The sequence below is a fragment of the Pseudomonas sp. DR208 genome (assembly GCF_019823005.1).
Classification (GTDB): Bacteria; Pseudomonadota; Gammaproteobacteria; order Pseudomonadales; family Pseudomonadaceae; genus Aquipseudomonas; species Aquipseudomonas extremorientalis.
Window position 1 is genome coordinate 1,288,147 of the sequence record NZ_CP081944.1, and the last position, 15,841, is coordinate 1,303,987.

The 15,841-nt window shown below is 62.4% G+C and carries 14 protein-coding genes; all 14 read left to right on the plus strand.

Features of this window, described 5'->3' with window-relative positions; all coding sequences use genetic code 11:
* Positions 1-330 precede the first annotated feature (330 nt).
* Genes mraZ through ftsA form a run of 14 tightly spaced genes read left to right on the plus strand, consistent with a single transcriptional unit; the run spans position 331 to position 15,840 of the window.
* The gene (gene mraZ / locus K5K89_RS05665; RefSeq protein WP_004371993.1) at positions 331-786 is read left to right on the plus strand and encodes a division/cell wall cluster transcriptional repressor MraZ; all 456 of its coding nucleotides are present in this window, start codon (positions 331-333) and stop codon (positions 784-786) included.
* The gene (rsmH, locus tag K5K89_RS05670) at positions 783-1,730 is read left to right on the plus strand and encodes a 16S rRNA (cytosine(1402)-N(4))-methyltransferase RsmH (RefSeq protein ID WP_010213048.1); all 948 of its coding nucleotides are present in this window, start codon (positions 783-785) and stop codon (positions 1,728-1,730) included. Before mraZ ends, rsmH begins: the two co-directional genes overlap by 4 nt.
* Positions 1,727-2,020 carry a cell division protein FtsL gene (ftsL, locus tag K5K89_RS05675; protein ID WP_010213047.1) on the plus strand — a complete coding sequence of 98 codons (294 nt, stop codon included), beginning with the start codon at positions 1,727-1,729 and terminating at the stop codon, positions 2,018-2,020. The genes rsmH and ftsL overlap by 4 nt, the downstream gene beginning before the upstream one ends.
* Positions 2,020-3,762, plus strand: a complete 1,743-nt coding sequence (locus tag K5K89_RS05680; protein ID WP_165447909.1) for a peptidoglycan D,D-transpeptidase FtsI family protein — start codon at positions 2,020-2,022, stop codon at positions 3,760-3,762. Before ftsL ends, K5K89_RS05680 begins: the two co-directional genes overlap by 1 nt.
* Positions 3,762-5,225 (plus strand): UDP-N-acetylmuramoyl-L-alanyl-D-glutamate--2,6-diaminopimelate ligase, encoded by a 1,464-nt coding sequence (locus tag K5K89_RS05685; RefSeq protein ID WP_071491181.1) that lies wholly within the window; start codon positions 3,762-3,764, stop codon positions 5,223-5,225. The genes K5K89_RS05680 and K5K89_RS05685 overlap by 1 nt, the downstream gene beginning before the upstream one ends.
* Complete coding sequence (murF, locus tag K5K89_RS05690; protein WP_222540999.1) at positions 5,218-6,588, plus strand: UDP-N-acetylmuramoyl-tripeptide--D-alanyl-D-alanine ligase; 1,371 nt, start codon at positions 5,218-5,220, stop codon at positions 6,586-6,588. The genes K5K89_RS05685 and murF overlap by 8 nt, the downstream gene beginning before the upstream one ends.
* Positions 6,588-7,670, plus strand: a complete 1,083-nt coding sequence (gene mraY / locus K5K89_RS05695) for a phospho-N-acetylmuramoyl-pentapeptide-transferase (protein WP_071491183.1) — start codon at positions 6,588-6,590, stop codon at positions 7,668-7,670. Before murF ends, mraY begins: the two co-directional genes overlap by 1 nt.
* Positions 7,671-7,676: 6 nt before the next feature.
* Positions 7,677-9,023, plus strand: coding sequence for a UDP-N-acetylmuramoyl-L-alanine--D-glutamate ligase (gene murD, locus K5K89_RS05700; RefSeq protein WP_071491184.1), 1,347 nt, complete (start codon positions 7,677-7,679; stop codon positions 9,021-9,023).
* Positions 9,020-10,237, plus strand: a complete 1,218-nt coding sequence (gene ftsW / locus K5K89_RS05705) for a putative lipid II flippase FtsW (RefSeq protein ID WP_053254470.1) — start codon at positions 9,020-9,022, stop codon at positions 10,235-10,237. The genes murD and ftsW overlap by 4 nt, the downstream gene beginning before the upstream one ends.
* Positions 10,227-11,297, plus strand: coding sequence for an undecaprenyldiphospho-muramoylpentapeptide beta-N-acetylglucosaminyltransferase (gene murG / locus K5K89_RS05710; RefSeq protein ID WP_222541000.1), 1,071 nt, complete (start codon positions 10,227-10,229; stop codon positions 11,295-11,297). Before ftsW ends, murG begins: the two co-directional genes overlap by 11 nt.
* Positions 11,290-12,735, plus strand: a complete 1,446-nt coding sequence (gene murC, locus K5K89_RS05715; protein WP_071491186.1) for a UDP-N-acetylmuramate--L-alanine ligase — start codon at positions 11,290-11,292, stop codon at positions 12,733-12,735. The genes murG and murC overlap by 8 nt, the downstream gene beginning before the upstream one ends.
* On the plus strand, positions 12,732-13,688 hold the full coding sequence (locus K5K89_RS05720) for a D-alanine--D-alanine ligase (protein ID WP_071491187.1): 957 nt from the start codon (positions 12,732-12,734) through the stop codon (positions 13,686-13,688). Before murC ends, K5K89_RS05720 begins: the two co-directional genes overlap by 4 nt.
* A gap of 4 nt (positions 13,689-13,692) precedes the next feature.
* The gene (locus K5K89_RS05725) at positions 13,693-14,562 is read left to right on the plus strand and encodes a cell division protein FtsQ/DivIB (protein ID WP_222541001.1); all 870 of its coding nucleotides are present in this window, start codon (positions 13,693-13,695) and stop codon (positions 14,560-14,562) included.
* Positions 14,563-14,577: 15 nt separating this feature from the next.
* The gene (ftsA, locus tag K5K89_RS05730; RefSeq protein WP_010213031.1) at positions 14,578-15,840 is read left to right on the plus strand and encodes a cell division protein FtsA; all 1,263 of its coding nucleotides are present in this window, start codon (positions 14,578-14,580) and stop codon (positions 15,838-15,840) included.
* Position 15,841: the final 1 nt, after the last annotated feature.

The following is a 15,841-nucleotide window of genomic DNA, read 5'->3' on the forward strand; positions in this document are numbered from 1 at the left end:
AGCAGAAACCCGGTAGTAACGCAAGAATCCCTCCCTGCCGAATCATTGGCAGATGCGTCTTCGTAATACCAAAAAAATCTTACTCTTAATAAATTACTTTAACTTTAGCCTATAGCTCTTTGAGCTATTTGCGCTTGTTGGGCCAAAAACATCCCCGAACTCTGTTTTCTCCTCCCTTTACGCTCCTAAATCTCCGTTCTGTAAGGCTTTTCCTTGAATCCGCGCCTTGACGGTGTGGTGGGCGCATTCCTATAGTGTGCGCAAGTGGCGGAAAGTGGCACAAAGTGGGTTTTTTGAACGTAAAACGCTAAAATTTGGAGAAACGCATCTGTGTTTCGCGGAGCTAACGCTATCAGTCTCGATGCAAAAGGCCGTCTCGCCATGCCGAGCCGGTATCGTGACGAGCTCATTTCGCGAAGTTCCGGGCAGTTGATCATCACTATCGATGCCGTTGACCCTTGTTTGTGTGTTTACCCGCTCGATGAGTGGGAGTTGATTGAAACCAAATTGCGCGCCCTGCCTTCATTGCGTGAAGAGAACCGTCGCCTGCAGCGTTTGCTGATTGGTAACGCCGTCGACCTCGAGCTCGATGGCAGCGGTCGTTTCCTGGTGCCGCCGCGCTTGCGTGAGTACGCCAGGCTCGACAAGCGCGCAATGCTGGTCGGCCAACTGAACAAGTTCCAATTGTGGGACGAAGATGCCTGGGATGCTGTTTCTGCAGCTGACCTGGCTGCTATTCAACAACCGGGCGCCATGCCTGATGAACTGCGTGATTTGATCCTGTGACTATTGATAGCGGCTTTAACCACATCACCGTACTGCTTGACGAAGCCGTTGAGGCTCTCGCCGTACGCGCGGATGGCTGCTATCTGGACGGCACGTTCGGCAGGGGCGGGCATAGCCGGTTGATACTCAGCCAGCTCGGGCCCGACGGCAAACTCCTCGGGTTCGACAAGGACCCCCAAGCGATTGCCACCGGGCAAGCGCTAGCGGCCGAAGACGGCCGCTTTGTCGTTGTGCAGCGCAGCTTTGCCGAGCTGGGTGCCGAAGTGGCCGAGCGCGGCATGGCGGGCAAGGTAGCCGGGGTTTTGCTCGACCTGGGCGTGTCCTCGCCGCAGCTCGACGACCCGGAGCGCGGCTTCAGCTTCATGAACGACGGTCCGCTCGACATGCGCATGGACCCGACCCGTGGCGTCAGCGCTGCGCAGTTCATCGCCACCGCGCCAGTGGAAGAAATCGCCCGTGTGTTCAAGGAATACGGTGAGGAGCGCTTCGCTGGTCGTATGGCCCGCGCCGTGGTCGAGCGTCGTGAAATCCAGCCGTTCGAGCGCACTGCCGACCTGGCCGAAGTACTGAAAGTCGCCAACCCCGCGTGGGAAAAGGGCAAGAACCCGGCGACCCGTGCGTTCCAGGGCCTGCGTATTCACGTCAACAACGAGTTGGGCGACCTGGAGGCCGGCCTCGAGGCTGCTCTCGAGGCGCTGGAAGTGGGCGGTCGCCTGGTGGTGATCAGCTTCCACTCTCTGGAAGACCGCATCGTCAAGTTGTTCATGCGTCGCCTGGTCAAGGGTGAGTCCGACAACCTGCCGCGCAACCTGCCGGTACGTTTCGAAGCCTTTGTGCCGAAAATCAAAATCCATGGCAAGGCGCAGTTCGCGTCCGAAGCCGAGCTCAAGGCTAATCCACGTTCCCGTAGCGCTGTCATGCGTGTCGCGGAGAAGTTGCGGTGAGCAAGCTTTTCGCCAAGCCCCTCCCGGGCGGCAGCTTCTTTATGTTGCTGCTGTTTGTCGGCGTGCTGATTTCCGCGATTGCGGTGTCCTACAGCGCCCACTACAACCGCCAGTTGCTCAATACCCTGTACGGGGAATTGAGTGTGCGCGACAAAGCCCAGGCGGAATGGGGCCGGTTGATCCTGGAGCAAAGCACCTGGACAGCCCACAGCCGTATTGAAGTGCTGGCGACTGAACAACTGAAAATGCACATCCCGGGCGCGGCCGAAGTCCGCATGGTGGCGCCATGATGAAACTCGAAGGCGCACTCTATCCATGGCGCTTCCGCCTGATGCTCGGCTTGCTGGCATTGATGGTGGGTGCGATCGCCTGGCGGATCATCGACCTGCAAGTGGTCGACCGTGACTTCCTGATCGGCCAGGGCGATGCCCGTAGCCTGCGTCACATCCCGATTCCTGCACACCGCGGCCTGATCACCGACCGTAACGGCGAACCGCTGGCCGTCAGTACGCCGGTCACCACCCTGTGGGCCAACGCCAAGGAGTTGCAGGTCGCCAAGGATCGCTGGCCGGCGCTTGCCGCCGCGCTGGGGCAAGACCCGAAAGCCTTGGCTGAACGCCTGGAAGCCCAGGCCAATAAAGAATTCATCTACCTGGTTCGCGGCCTTACCCCCGAACAAGGCCAGCAGGTGCTCGACCTTAAAGTCCCCGGTGTCTACGGCATCGAGGAGTTCCGTCGTTTCTACCCGGCCGGTGAAACCACCGCGCATATGGTCGGCTTTACCGACATCGACGACCACGGCCGTGAGGGTGTGGAACTCGCCTACGATGAATGGCTCGCCGGGGTTCCCGGCAAACGACAAGTCATCAAGGATCGGCGCGGCAGACTGATCAAGGATGTCCAAGTCACCAAAAACGCCAAGGCCGGTAAGCCCTTGGCGTTGTCGATTGACCTGCGCCTGCAATACCTGGCCAACCGCGAGTTGCGTAACGCGATCATCGAGAACGGCGCCAAGGCCGGCAGCCTGGTGATCATGGACGTCAAGACCGGCGAGATCCTCGCCATGGTCAACCAGCCGACCTACAACCCCAACAACCGTCGCAACCTGCAACCGGCGATGATGCGCAACCGCGCCATGATCGACGTGTTCGAGCCGGGTTCGACCATGAAAGCCATCTCCATGAGTGCCGCCCTCGAAACCGGACGCTGGAAACCCAGCGACAAGGTCGAGGTGTATCCGGGTACGTTGCAGCTGGGCAAGTACACCATTCGTGACGTATCCCGTACCGAAGGCCCGGTGCTGGACCTGACAGGTATCCTGATCAACTCCAGTAACGTAGGCATGAGCAAGGTCGCCTTCGATATCGGCGGCGAGACCATTTATCACCTGGCGCAGAAGATCGGTCTGGGCCAACCCACCGGCCTGGATTTCCCCGGTGAGCGCGTCGGCAACCTGCCGAACTACCGCGACTGGAAAAAGGCCGAGACCGCCACGCTTTCCTACGGCTACGGCTTGTCGGTGACGGCGATCCAACTGGCCCATGCTTTCTCTGTATTGGCAAATAATGGGCGCATGGTTCCGCTGAGCCTGATCCATGTCGACGAAGCGCCGAAAGCCACCCAGGTGATTCCGGAAAACGTCGCCAAGACCATGCAAGGCATGCTGCAACAAGTGATCGAAGCGCCACGCGGCGTATTCCGTGCCCAGGTGCCGGCGTATCACGTAGCCGGCAAGTCGGGTACTGCGCGTAAAACGTCGGTGGGTACCAAGGGCTACGCGGAAAATTCGTACCGTTCGTTGTTCGCCGGTTTCGGCCCGATGAGCGATCCACGCTACGCCATCGTGGTGGTGATCGATGAGCCGAGCAAAGCCGGTTACTTCGGTGGCCTGGTCTCGGCGCCGGTGTTCAGCAAAGTGATGTCCGGCACCCTGCGCCTGATGAACATCACACCGGACAACCTGCCGCCGACCCAACAAGCGAACGCCGGTCCACCGGCCGCTGCTGTAAAAGCCAATGGAGGGCGCGGCTGATGTCTCTTAGCCTGAACAAGATTTTTGCCCACGCCGGCCGCGATCTGCTGATCCGTGAATTGAGCCTGGACAGTCGCAATGTGCGCGCCGGTGACCTGTTCCTGGCGGTGCCGGGGGGCAAGTTCGATGGCCGTGCACATATTGCGGACGCCCTGCAACGTGGCGCGGCTGCCGTGGCCTACGAAGTGGAAGGCGCCACCGTGTTGCCGATCACCGATGTCCCGCTGATTCCGGTCAAGGGGCTGGCCAAACAGCTCTCGGACATTGCCGGGCGTTTCTATGGCGAGCCAAGTCGACATCTCAACCTGGTTGGCGTTACCGGCACCAACGGCAAGACCAGCGTGACCCAATTGATTGCCCAGGCCCTTGACCTGCTGGGGCAACACTGCGGCATCGTCGGCACCCTGGGCACTGGTTTCTACGGCGCGCTGCAAAGCGGCCTGCACACCACGCCGAACCCGATTGCCGTGCAAGCGACCCTGGCCGACCTGAAAAAGGCCGGCGCCAAGGCGGTTGCCATGGAAGTGTCGTCCCACGGTTTGCACCAGGGCCGGGTTGCTGCCCTGGCGTTTGATGTGGCGGTGATGACCAACCTGTCCCGCGATCACCTCGACTACCACGGCACCATGGAAGCCTACGCGGCCGAGAAGGCCAAGCTGTTCGCCTGGAACGACTTGAAGTGCCGCGTGGTGAACCTGGACGACGAGTTCGGTCGCCAACTGGCCGCCGAAGAGCGTGAGTCGCGCCTGATCAGCTACAGCCTGGAAGATTCCAGCGCGTACCTGTACTGCCGCGACGCGCAATTCAATGACGAAGGCGTGCGCGCGACGCTGGTGACGCCCCAGGGCGAACATCATTTGCGCAGCACCTTGCTCGGTCGTTTCAACCTGAGCAACACCCTGGCGGCCGTCGGCGCATTGCTCGGCCTGGATTACGCCCTCGACGAAATCCTGCGTGTGCTGCCGAAGCTGGAAGGCCCGGTCGGTCGCATGCAGCGCCTGGGTGGCGGCAAACAGCCGTTGGTGGTGGTCGATTACGCCCACACGCCGGATGCCCTGGAAAAAGTCCTGGTGGCCCTGCGTCCCCACGCCAAGGGCAAGTTGTTGTGCCTGTTTGGTTGCGGCGGTGATCGTGATCGCGGCAAGCGCCCGTTGATGGCCGAGATTGTCGAGCGCTTGGCCGATGGCGTGCTCGTCACCGACGACAACCCACGCAGTGAAGACCCGAGCCAGATTTTCGACGACATCCGCGTCGGCTTCAAAGACGTGTCCAAGGCGACGTTCGTCGCCGGTCGCGGCGCAGCCATTGCCCAATTGATCGCCGGCGCCAGTGCTGACGACGTGGTGGTGCTGGCCGGTAAAGGTCACGAGGACTATCAGGAAATCAACGGCGAGCGCCATGCCTTCTCCGATCTGGTCGAGGCCGATCACGCCTTGACCGCCTGGGAGGTTGCCCATGCTTAAACCGATGACATTCAGCGAACTGGTCCAGGCCTTGTCGGCCCGTATGCTGTCGAGCGATTGCCGCTTCGACGGCGTGAGTATCGACAGCCGCAACATCAAGCCGGGGCAACTGTTTGTCGCCCTGGCGGGCCCGCGTTTCGATGGTCACGACTACCTGAATGAAGTTGCCGCCAAAGGCGCCGTGGGTGCCTTGGTGCAGCGCGAAGTCGCGGATTCCACACTGCCGCAACTGCTGGTCGCCGACACCCGTCTGGCCCTTGGCCAATTGGGTGCGTTGAACCGTGCCGGGTTCACCAACCCCGTTGCGGCCATCACGGGATCCAGCGGCAAGACCACGGTCAAGGAGTTGCTTGCCGGGGTACTGCGCACGCGCGGCCCGGTGCTTGCCACCCGTGGCAACCTGAACAATGATTTCGGCGCACCGTTGACCCTGCTCGAACTGGCTCCGGAACATACGGCGGCGGTGATCGAGCTGGGCGCATCGCGCATCGGCGAAATCGCCTACACCGTGGCGCTGACCAAGCCCCACGTGGCGATCATCAACAATGCCGGAACCGCCCACGTCGGCGAGTTCGGCGGCCCGGAAAAGATCGTCGAAGCCAAGGGTGAAATCCTCGAAGGCCTCGATGCATCCGGCACCGCTGTCTTGAATCTCGATGACAAGGCCTTCGAGACCTGGCGTGTACGCGCCGCCGGTCGCAAGGTCCTGACGTTTGCCGTGCTCAATGCTGCGGCTGATTTCCACGCATCCAACATCACCGTTGATGCCCGTGGCTGCCCGTCTTTTACCTTGCACACCCCGCAAGGCAATGAGCACGTGCAGTTGAACCTGCTGGGCAATCATAACGTCGCCAATGCCCTGGCCGCGGCCGCTGCCGCCTACGCCCTGGGGGTGTCGCTGTTCGGTATCGCCACCGGGCTTGGCGCGGTGCAGCCGGTCAAGGGCCGTACCGTGGCGCAGCTGGCAACCAATGGCATGCGCGTGATCGATGACACTTACAACGCCAACCAGTCCTCGGTCTGCGCCGCCATCGACCTGCTCAAAGGCTTCGACGGCCGCAAGGTACTGGTGCTGGGCGACATCGCCGAGCTGGGCGACTGGGCCGAACAGTCCCACCGTGAAGTCGGTGCCTACGCGGCCGGCAAAGTCGACGCGCTGTACGCCGTCGGCCCGAACATGGCTCACGCTGTCAAAGCGTTCGGCCCCGGCGCGCTGCATTTCGCGACCCAGGCCGAGCTGATCCAGGCGCTGGCGGCGGCTGAACACGACAAACACACAACCATTTTGATCAAGGGATCGCGCAGCGCGGTGATGGAAAACGTCGTCGCGGCCTTGTGTGGCTCAAGTACGGAGAAACATTAATGCTGCTGCTGCTGGCTGAGTATCTGCAACAGTTCCACAAAGGCTTCGCGGTCTTCCAGTACCTGACCCTGCGCGGGATCCTGGGTGTGCTGACCGCGTTGTGTTTGTCGCTGTTCCTGGGGCCGTGGATGATCCGCACCCTGCAGAACCTGCAAATTGGTCAATCGGTTCGTAATGACGGCCCGCAGTCGCACCTGTCCAAGTCCGGCACCCCGACCATGGGCGGTGCGCTGATCCTGTCGTCCATCGGCATCAGCACCTTGCTGTGGGCTGACCTGCACAACCGCTATGTGTGGGTGGTGCTCTTGGTGACCCTGTTGTTCGGCGCCATCGGTTGGGTGGACGACTACCGCAAGGTGATCGAGAAAAACTCCAAGGGGCTGCCAAGCCGCTGGAAGTATTTCTGGCAGTCGGTGTTTGGCCTCGCTGCGGCGATCTTCCTCTACACCACTGCGCCAAGCGCGGTGGAGACGACCCTGATCATCCCGATGCTCAAGGACGCCAGCATTCCGTTGGGCATCGGCTTCGTGGTGCTGACCTACTTCGTGATTGTCGGCTCCAGCAACGCAGTGAACCTCACCGACGGCCTCGACGGCCTGGCGATCATGCCGACGGTGATGGTGGGCGGCGCGCTCGGCATCTTCTGCTACCTGTCGGGTAACGTGAAATTCGCTGAATACCTGCTGATTCCTTATGTACCGGGCGCGGGTGAACTGATTGTGTTCTGCGGCGCGCTGATCGGTGCCGGCCTGGGCTTCCTGTGGTTCAACACCTACCCGGCGCAAGTGTTCATGGGCGACGTCGGCGCCCTGGCGCTGGGCGCGGCCCTCGGCACCATCGCGGTGATCGTGCGCCAGGAAATCGTGCTGTTCATCATGGGCGGTGTGTTCGTGATGGAAACCCTGTCGGTGGTCATCCAGGTGGCGTCCTTCAAATTGACCGGGCGTCGTGTGTTCCGCATGGCGCCGATTCACCACCACTTTGAACTCAAGGGCTGGCCCGAGCCACGCGTGATCGTCCGCTTCTGGATCATCACGGTGATCCTGGTGCTGATCGGCCTTGCCACCCTGAAACTGAGGTAGAAACGAGTGTCCCTGATCGCTTCAGACCACTTCCGCATCGTTGTCGGCCTCGGCAAGAGCGGCATGTCCCTGGTTCGCTTCCTGGCGAACCGGGGCACGTCGTTTGCCGTGGCCGATACGCGGGAAAATCCACCGGAGCTGGTCACGCTGCGCCGTGACTACCCGCACGTGGAAGTGCGTTGTGGCGAGCTGGATGTCGAGTTTCTGTGCCGTGCCGATGAGCTCTACGTGAGCCCCGGCCTGGCCCTGGCGACCCCGGCCCTGCAAGCCGCCGCTGCCCGTGGCGTGAAGCTGTCCGGCGATATCGACCTGTTCGCCCGTAATGCGAAGGCGCCGATCGTGGCCATCAGCGGCTCCAACGCGAAAAGCACCGTGACCACCCTGGTCGGCGAGATGGCGGCTGCGGCCGGCAAGCGCGTGGCCGTGGGCGGCAACCTCGGTACACCCGCGCTGGACCTGCTCAGTGACGACATCGAGTTGTACGTGATGGAGCTGTCGAGCTTCCAGCTGGAAACCACCCACGACCTCGGCGCCGAAGTGGCGACCGTGTTGAACGTGAGCGAGGACCACATGGACCGCTACAGCGGCCTGCCGGCGTACCACCTGGCCAAGCACCGGATCTTCCGGGGTGCGCGGCAAGTCGTGGTCAACCGCCAGGATGCCCTGAGCCGTCCGCTGATGGGCGAGGGCCTGCCCTGCTGGACCTTCGGCCTCGGCAAACCCGATTTCAAAGCCTTCGGCATCCGCGAAGAGAACGGCGAGAAATACCTGGCCTTCGAATTCCAGAACCTGATGCCGGTGCGCGAGCTGAAAATCCGTGGCGCCCATAACCAGTCCAATGCCCTGGCGGCGTTGGCGCTGGGGCATGCCGTCGGCCTGCCGTTTGACGCCATGCTCTCGGCGCTGCGCAGCTTTGGCGGCCTTGAGCATCGCTGCCAGTGGGTGCGCGACCTTGATGGCGTCAGCTATTACAACGATTCCAAGGCCACCAACGTGGGTGCAGCCCTGGCAGCCATCGAAGGCCTTGGCGCCGATATCGACGGCAAGCTGGTGTTGATCGCCGGTGGCGACGGCAAGGGTGCCGACTTCAAGGACCTTAAAGGCCCGGTGGCTGAGCATTGCCGCGCCGTGGTGCTGATGGGCCGCGATTCCGATCTGATCGCCGCCGCCCTCGGTGACGCGGTGCCGCAAGTGCGCGCCACGTCCCTGGACGACGCCATCGCCCGTTGCAAGGCCCTGGCCCAGTCTGGCGATGCGGTGCTGCTGTCGCCAGCCTGCGCCAGTTTCGACATGTTCAAGAACTACGAAGAGCGCGGCCAGCTGTTCGCCCGCGCCGTGGAGGCCTTGGCATGAATTTCCGGAATATCATCAAGCCGTACCCATCGCCGATCATTACCGGGCGTGGTATCGACCTCGATTTCCCGATGCTCGCCGGTTGCCTCGCCTTGTTGGGCCTGGGCCTGGTGATGATCACCTCGGCGTCGTCCGAAGTGGCTGCCGTGCAGTCGGGCAACACCCTGTACATGATGATCCGTCACCTGGTGTACCTGGTGATCGGCCTCGGCGCCTGCATCGTCACCATGATGATCCCCATCGCCACCTGGCAACGCCTGGGCTGGTTGATGCTGATCGGGGCGTTCGGCTTGCTGGTCATGGTGATCCTGCCCGGCATCGGCCGCGAGGTGAATGGTTCGATGCGCTGGATCGGTTTCGGCGCGTTCAACGTGCAGCCGTCGGAAATCGCCAAGGTGTTCGTGGTGATCTACCTGGCCGGCTACCTGGTACGTCGCCAGAAAGAAGTGCGCGAAAGCTGGATGGGTTTCTTCAAGCCGTTCATCGTGCTGCTGCCCATGGCTGGCCTGCTGCTGATGGAGCCCGACTTCGGCGCCACCGTCGTGATGATGGGCGCTGCTGCGGCGATGCTGTTCCTCGGCGGCGTGGGGCTGTTCCGCTTCACCCTGATGGTGGTGCTGGCCGTGGCTGCCGTGACGGTCCTGGTGCAGGCACAACCCTACCGGATGGCGCGTCTGATCACCTTTACCGACCCCTGGTCCGACCAGTTCGGCTCCGGCTACCAGTTGACCCAGGCGCTGATCGCCTTCGGTCGCGGCGAGTGGTTGGGCGTGGGCCTGGGCAACAGTGTGCAGAAGCAATTCTACCTGCCGGAAGCGCACACCGACTTCGTGTTCTCGGTACTGGCCGAAGAGCTCGGTGTGGTGGGTTCGCTATGCACCGTCGCGCTGTTCGTGTTCGTGTGTGTACGCGGCATGTACATCGGCCTGTGGGCCGAGAAGGCCAAACAGTATTTCGCCGCCTATGTGGCGTACGGCTTGTCGTTCCTGTGGATCGGCCAGTTCCTGATCAATATCGGTGTGAACGTCGGCCTGTTGCCGACCAAGGGCCTGACCTTGCCGTTCCTCAGTTATGGCGGCAGTTCGTTGGTGATCTGCTGCGCGTGCCTGGGCTTGTTGCTGCGCATCGAGTGGGAGAGTCGAACCCACCTGGGCAGCGAAGAGATGGAATTCAGCGAAAGCGATTTCGCCGAGGAGCCCACCCATGGGCGCTAACGTGCTGATCATGGCGGGCGGCACCGGGGGCCACGTGTTCCCGGCCCTGGCCTGCGCGCGGGAATTCCAGAACCGTGGCTACACCGTGCACTGGTTGGGCACGCCGCGCGGTATCGAAAACGAATTGGTGCCGAATGCCGGCTTGCCGCTGCACCTGATCAACGTCACCGGCCTGCGCGGCAAGGGCAAGTTGTCCCTGCTCAAGGCGCCGTTCGTGTTGCTCAAGGCGGTGTGGCAGGCGCGCAAGATCATTCGTGAACTGAAGCCGGTGTGTGTGCTCGGTTTTGGTGGCTATGTGACCGGCCCTGGTGGCGTCGCGGCCAGGCTCGCCGGTGTGCCGGTGATTGTGCACGAACAGAACGCCGTCGCCGGCACCGCCAACCGCCTGCTGGTGCCCTTGGCGGCGCGGGTGTGCGAGGCCTTTCCGAAGACCTTTGGTGCATCGGACAAGCTGCGCACCACTGGCAACCCGGTGCGCACCGAACTGTTCATGGGCATCGCCCGTGAAGCCTTGGCCGGGCGCAAGGCGCACCTGCTGGTCATGGGCGGCAGCCTGGGCTCCGAGCCTTTGAACAAATTGCTGCCGCAAGCCCTGGCGCAACTTCCTGTGGAGTTGCGCCCTGAGATTTTCCACCAGGCGGGCAAAGATCATGGTGAAGTCACCGCCACGCGCTATCGCGAGGCCGGTGTGGAGGCGAATGTACAGCCCTTCATCAAAGACATGGCCCATGCCTATGGCTGGGCCGACCTGGTGGTCTGCCGCTCCGGTGCGCTGACCGTCAGTGAACTGGCCGCCGCCGGTCTGCCGTCGTTGCTGGTGCCTTTGCCCCACGCGATCGACGATCACCAGACCCGCAACGCTGAATATTTGGCCGGGGAGGGCGCTGCCTTCCTGCTGCCGCAAAGAACGACTGGCGCCGCCGACTTGGCCGCACGCCTGACCGAGGTATTGATGCAACCGGAACGACTCAACAGCATGGCGAGCACCGCAAGCCGCCTGGCCAAACCTGACGCAACCCGCACCGTGGTCGATATCTGCCTGGAGGTGGCCCATGGTTGAGAATCAGAAAGCCATGCCGCAACCGGAAATGCGCCGCATCCGTCGCATCCACTTCGTCGGTATCGGCGGCGTGGGCATGTGCGGCATTGCCGAAGTACTGCTGAACCTGGGCTACCAGGTGTCCGGCTCCGACTTGAAAGAGTCGCCGGTCACCGACCGCCTGAAGTCGTTCGGCGCGCAGATCTTTATCGGCCACCGTGCCGAGAACGCCGCCGAGGCCGATGTGCTGGTGGTGTCCAGCGCCGTGAACACCTCCAACCCGGAAGTGGCCACCGCCCTTGAGCGCCGCATTCCCGTGGTGCCTCGCGCCGAGATGCTGGCCGAGCTGATGCGCTATCGCCACGGCATCGCCGTCGCCGGCACCCATGGCAAAACCACTACTACCAGCCTGATTGCCTCGGTGTTCGCCGCCGGAGGCCTGGACCCGACGTTTGTCATTGGTGGCCGCCTGAATGCCGCTGGCACCAATGCCCAGCTCGGCACCAGTCGTTACCTGATCGCCGAAGCCGATGAAAGCGATGCGAGCTTCCTGCATTTGCAACCGCTGGTGGCTGTGGTCACCAACATCGACGCCGACCATATGGCGACCTACGACGGTGACTTCAACAAACTTAAGAAAACCTTCGTCGAGTTCCTGCACAACCTGCCGTTCTACGGTCTGGCGGTGGTGTGCCTGGACGATCCGGTGGTGCGCGAAATCCTGCCGCTGGTCAAGCGTCCGACCGTGACCTACGGCTTCAGCGAAGACGCCGACGTGCGCGCCATCAATGTGCGCCAGGAAGGCATGCAAACCTTCTTCACCGTGCTGCGTCCGGACCGTGAGCCATTGGATGTCTCGGTGAACATGCCGGGCAACCACAACGTACTCAATTCCCTGGCGACCATTTGCATCGCCACCGACGAGGGCGTCAGCGATGAAGCCATCGTCGAAGGCCTGTCGCGCTTTGCCGGCGTGGGCCGTCGCTTCCAGGTCTACGGCCAGTTGCCGGTAGAGGGCGGTGACGTGATGCTGGTGGACGACTACGGTCACCACCCGACCGAAGTCGCCGCAGTGATCAAGGCCGTGCGTGGTGGCTGGCCGGAGCGTCGCCTGGTGATGGTGTACCAGCCGCACCGCTACAGCCGTACCCGCGACCTGTACGACGATTTCGTCAATGTACTGGCTGATGCCAACGTGCTGCTGTTGATGGAAGTCTACCCGGCCGGCGAAGAGCCGATCCCGGGCGCCGACAGCCGCAAGCTGTGCAACAGCATCCGTCAGCGCGGCCAGTTGGACCCCATCTACATCGAACGTGGCGTAGACCTGGCGCCAATCGTCAAGCCGCTGCTGCGTGCCGGCGACATCCTGCTGTGCCAGGGCGCCGGTGACATTGGTGGCCTTGCGCCGAAATTGCTGGCGAGCCCGCTGTTTGCGGCAAAAAAGGGAGCGGCGAAATGATCACTGACTACGCCTCCCTGTTTTCCACGATCACGCCTGCCGACTTCGGTCGCGTAGCCGTATTGTTCGGCGGCAAGAGCGCCGAGCGCGAAGTGTCGCTCAAGTCCGGCAACGCCGTGCTCGAAGCCTTGCAAAGTGCCGGCGTGAACGCCTTCGGTATCGACGTGGGCGATGACTTCCTCGCCCGCCTGCAGGCCGAGAAGATCGACCGCGCCTTCATCATCCTGCATGGCCGTGGCGGTGAAGACGGCAGCATGCAAGGCCTGCTGGAGTGTGCCGGCATCCCTTACACGGGCAGCGGCATCCTCGCTTCCGCGCTGGCGATGGACAAGTTGCGCACCAAGCAGGTGTGGCACAGCCTGGGCATTCCGACCCCGCGTCACAGTGTGCTGTGCAGCGAAGACGATTGTATTTCTGCAGCCAAGGAACTGGGCCTGCCTTTGATCGTCAAACCTGCCCATGAAGGCTCCAGTATCGGCATGGCCAAAGTGAACTCGGCCGCCGAATTGATCGACGCATGGAAAGCGGCAAGTACCTACGATTCGCAAGTGTTGGTGGAACAGTGGATCCAGGGTCCCGAGTACACCATCGCCACCCTGCGTGGCCAGGTATTGCCGCCCATCGCATTGGGCACGCCCCACACCTTTTACGACTACGACGCCAAGTACCTGGCTTCCGATACCCAGTACCGGATCCCGTGCGGCCTTGACGCAGCCAAGGAACAGGAATTGATGGACCTCACGGCGAAAGCCTGTGAGGCGCTGGGTATCGCCGGTTGGGCGCGGGCGGACGTGATGCAGGATGACCAAGGGAATTTCTGGTTCCTGGAAGTCAACACCGCACCGGGCATGACCGACCACAGCCTGGTACCTATGGCCGCTCGCGCTGCGGGCCTGGATTTCCAGCAACTGGTGCTGGCGATCCTGGCCGCAAGCATTGAGCCACGAGGCTAAGGACATGAAAGGCGCATCGCTTCGTCATCAGCCCCCTCAAGCACCGAGCCGCAAGCCGGTGCCACGGGGTGCCAGCCGAATGGTGGCTAAAGAGCCGATGTCGGCGCGCCTGCCGAAAGCCAACTTTGGTTTCCTCAAGGCGTTGTACTGGCCGGTATTGCTGGTGGTGCTGGGCTTCGGAACCTACGAAGGCGCGCAGCGTCTGTTGCCGTATGCCGACCGGCCGATCACCAAGATCAGCGTGCAGGGCGACTTGAGCTACATCAGCCAGCAAGCAGTACAGCAGCGCATCAGCCCGTACCTGGCGGCGAGCTTCTTTACCATCGACCTGGCCGGCATGCGCTCGGAGCTGGAACAGATGCCGTGGATCGCCCACGCCGAAGTCCGCCGCGTATGGCCGGACCAGGTGACGATCCGCCTGGAAGAACAACTGCCCGTGGCCCGTTGGGGTGACGAAGCGCTGTTGAACAACCAGGGCCAGGCGTTCACCCCGCGTGAGCTGGCCAACTACGAGCACCTGCCGCAGCTGTTCGGGCCGCAGCGGGCTCAGCAGCAAGTGATGCAGCAGTACCAGGCCTTGAGCCAGATGCTGCGGCCACTGGGCTTCTCCATTGCACGCCTGGAACTGCGTGAACGGGGCAGCTGGTTTTTGACGACCGGGGCAGGCAGTTCCGGCCCGGGCATCCAGTTGTTGCTGGGACGCGACCGCTTGGTGGAAAAGATGCGCCGCTTCATTGCCATCTACGACAAGACCTTGAAAGAACAGATTACGAACATTGCGAGCGTCGACCTGCGTTACGCCAACGGCCTTGCCGTCGGCTGGCGTGAACCGGCAGCGCCCACGGCAGCGCAACCCGCTGTCGCGAAGAATTAAGAAGAGGCAGGACCCATGGCAAACGTGCAAAGCGGCAAAATGATCGTCGGTCTCGATATCGGCACCTCCAAGGTGGTGGCGCTGGTGGGCGAGGTCGGGGAAGACGGTGTCATCGAAATCGTCGGTATTGGCACGCATCCGTCCCGGGGCCTGAAGAAGGGCGTGGTGGTGAACATCGAGTCCACCGTGCAATCGATCCAGCGCGCCATCGAAGAAGCGCAGCTGATGGCCGGTTGCCGGATCCACTCGGCGTTCGTCGGCGTGGCGGGCAACCATATCCGCAGCCTGAACTCCCACGGCATCGTGGCGATCCGTGACCGCGAAGTCAGCTCGGCCGACCTCGAGCGCGTGCTCGACGCTGCCCAGGCCGTGGCGATCCCGGCTGACCAGCGGGTGTTGCACACCCTGCCGCAGGACTACGTGATCGACAACCAGGAAGGCGTACGTGAGCCCCTGGGCATGTCGGGCGTACGCCTGGAAGCCAAGGTCCACGTGGTGACCTGTGCCGTCAACGCCGCACAGAATATTGAAAAATGCGTGCGTCGCTGCGGCCTGGAAATCGACGACATCATTCTCGAGCAGTTGGCTTCGGCCTACTCGGTTCTGACCGACGACGAAAAAGAACTGGGTGTGTGCCTGGTCGACATCGGCGGCGGCACCACCGACATCGCGATCTTCACCGAGGGTGCGATCCGTCACACCGCCGTGATCCCGATTGCCGGTGACCAGGTGACCAACGACATCGCCATGGCGCTGCGTACACCGACCCAGTACGCCGAAGAAATCAAGATCCGCTACGCCTGCGCCCTGGCCAAGCTGGCCGGTGCCGGCGAGACCATCAAGGTGCCGAGCGTGGGTGATCGTCCACCGCGCGAACTGTCGCGCCAGGCCCTGGCCGAAGTGGTCGAGCCACGCTACGACGAGCTGTTCACCCTGATCCAGGCTGAACTGCGCCGCAGCGGCTACGAAGATTTGATCCCGGCCGGCATCGTGCTGACCGGTGGTACCTCGAAGATGGAAGGCGCGGTCGAGCTGGCCGAGGAAATTTTCCACATGCCGGTCCGCCTGGGCGTGCCCCATGGCGTGAAGGGGCTGGGCGACGTGGTACGCAACCCGATTTATTCCACCGGCGTGGGCTTGCTGTTGTACGGGCTGCAAAAGCAGACCGACGGCATTTCCCTGTCGGGCCCGAGCAACCGTGACAGTTACCGCAGCGACGACGAGGCCAAGGCGCCGTTGTTCGAGCGGTTGCAGGCATGGGTCAAGGGCAACTTCTAAC

Excerpts from the sequence above, each read along its gene's own strand:
- murF (WP_222540999.1), top strand. The coding sequence starts at position 5,218 with ATGCTTAAACCGATGACATTCAGCGAACTGGTCCAGGCCTTGTCGGCC.
- murC (WP_071491186.1), top strand. The coding sequence starts at position 11,290 with ATGGTTGAGAATCAGAAAGCCATGCCGCAACCGGAAATGCGCCGCATC.
- mraY (WP_071491183.1), top strand. The coding sequence starts at position 6,588 with ATGCTGCTGCTGCTGGCTGAGTATCTGCAACAGTTCCACAAAGGCTTC.
- K5K89_RS05720 (WP_071491187.1), top strand. The coding sequence starts at position 12,732 with ATGATCACTGACTACGCCTCCCTGTTTTCCACGATCACGCCTGCCGAC.
- K5K89_RS05680 (WP_165447909.1), top strand. The coding sequence starts at position 2,020 with ATGAAACTCGAAGGCGCACTCTATCCATGGCGCTTCCGCCTGATGCTC.
- ftsA (WP_010213031.1), top strand. The coding sequence starts at position 14,578 with ATGGCAAACGTGCAAAGCGGCAAAATGATCGTCGGTCTCGATATCGGC.
- ftsW (WP_053254470.1), top strand. The coding sequence starts at position 9,020 with ATGAATTTCCGGAATATCATCAAGCCGTACCCATCGCCGATCATTACC.
- K5K89_RS05725 (WP_222541001.1), top strand. The coding sequence starts at position 13,693 with ATGAAAGGCGCATCGCTTCGTCATCAGCCCCCTCAAGCACCGAGCCGC.
- murG (WP_222541000.1), top strand. The coding sequence starts at position 10,227 with ATGGGCGCTAACGTGCTGATCATGGCGGGCGGCACCGGGGGCCACGTG.
- K5K89_RS05685 (WP_071491181.1), top strand. The coding sequence starts at position 3,762 with ATGTCTCTTAGCCTGAACAAGATTTTTGCCCACGCCGGCCGCGATCTG.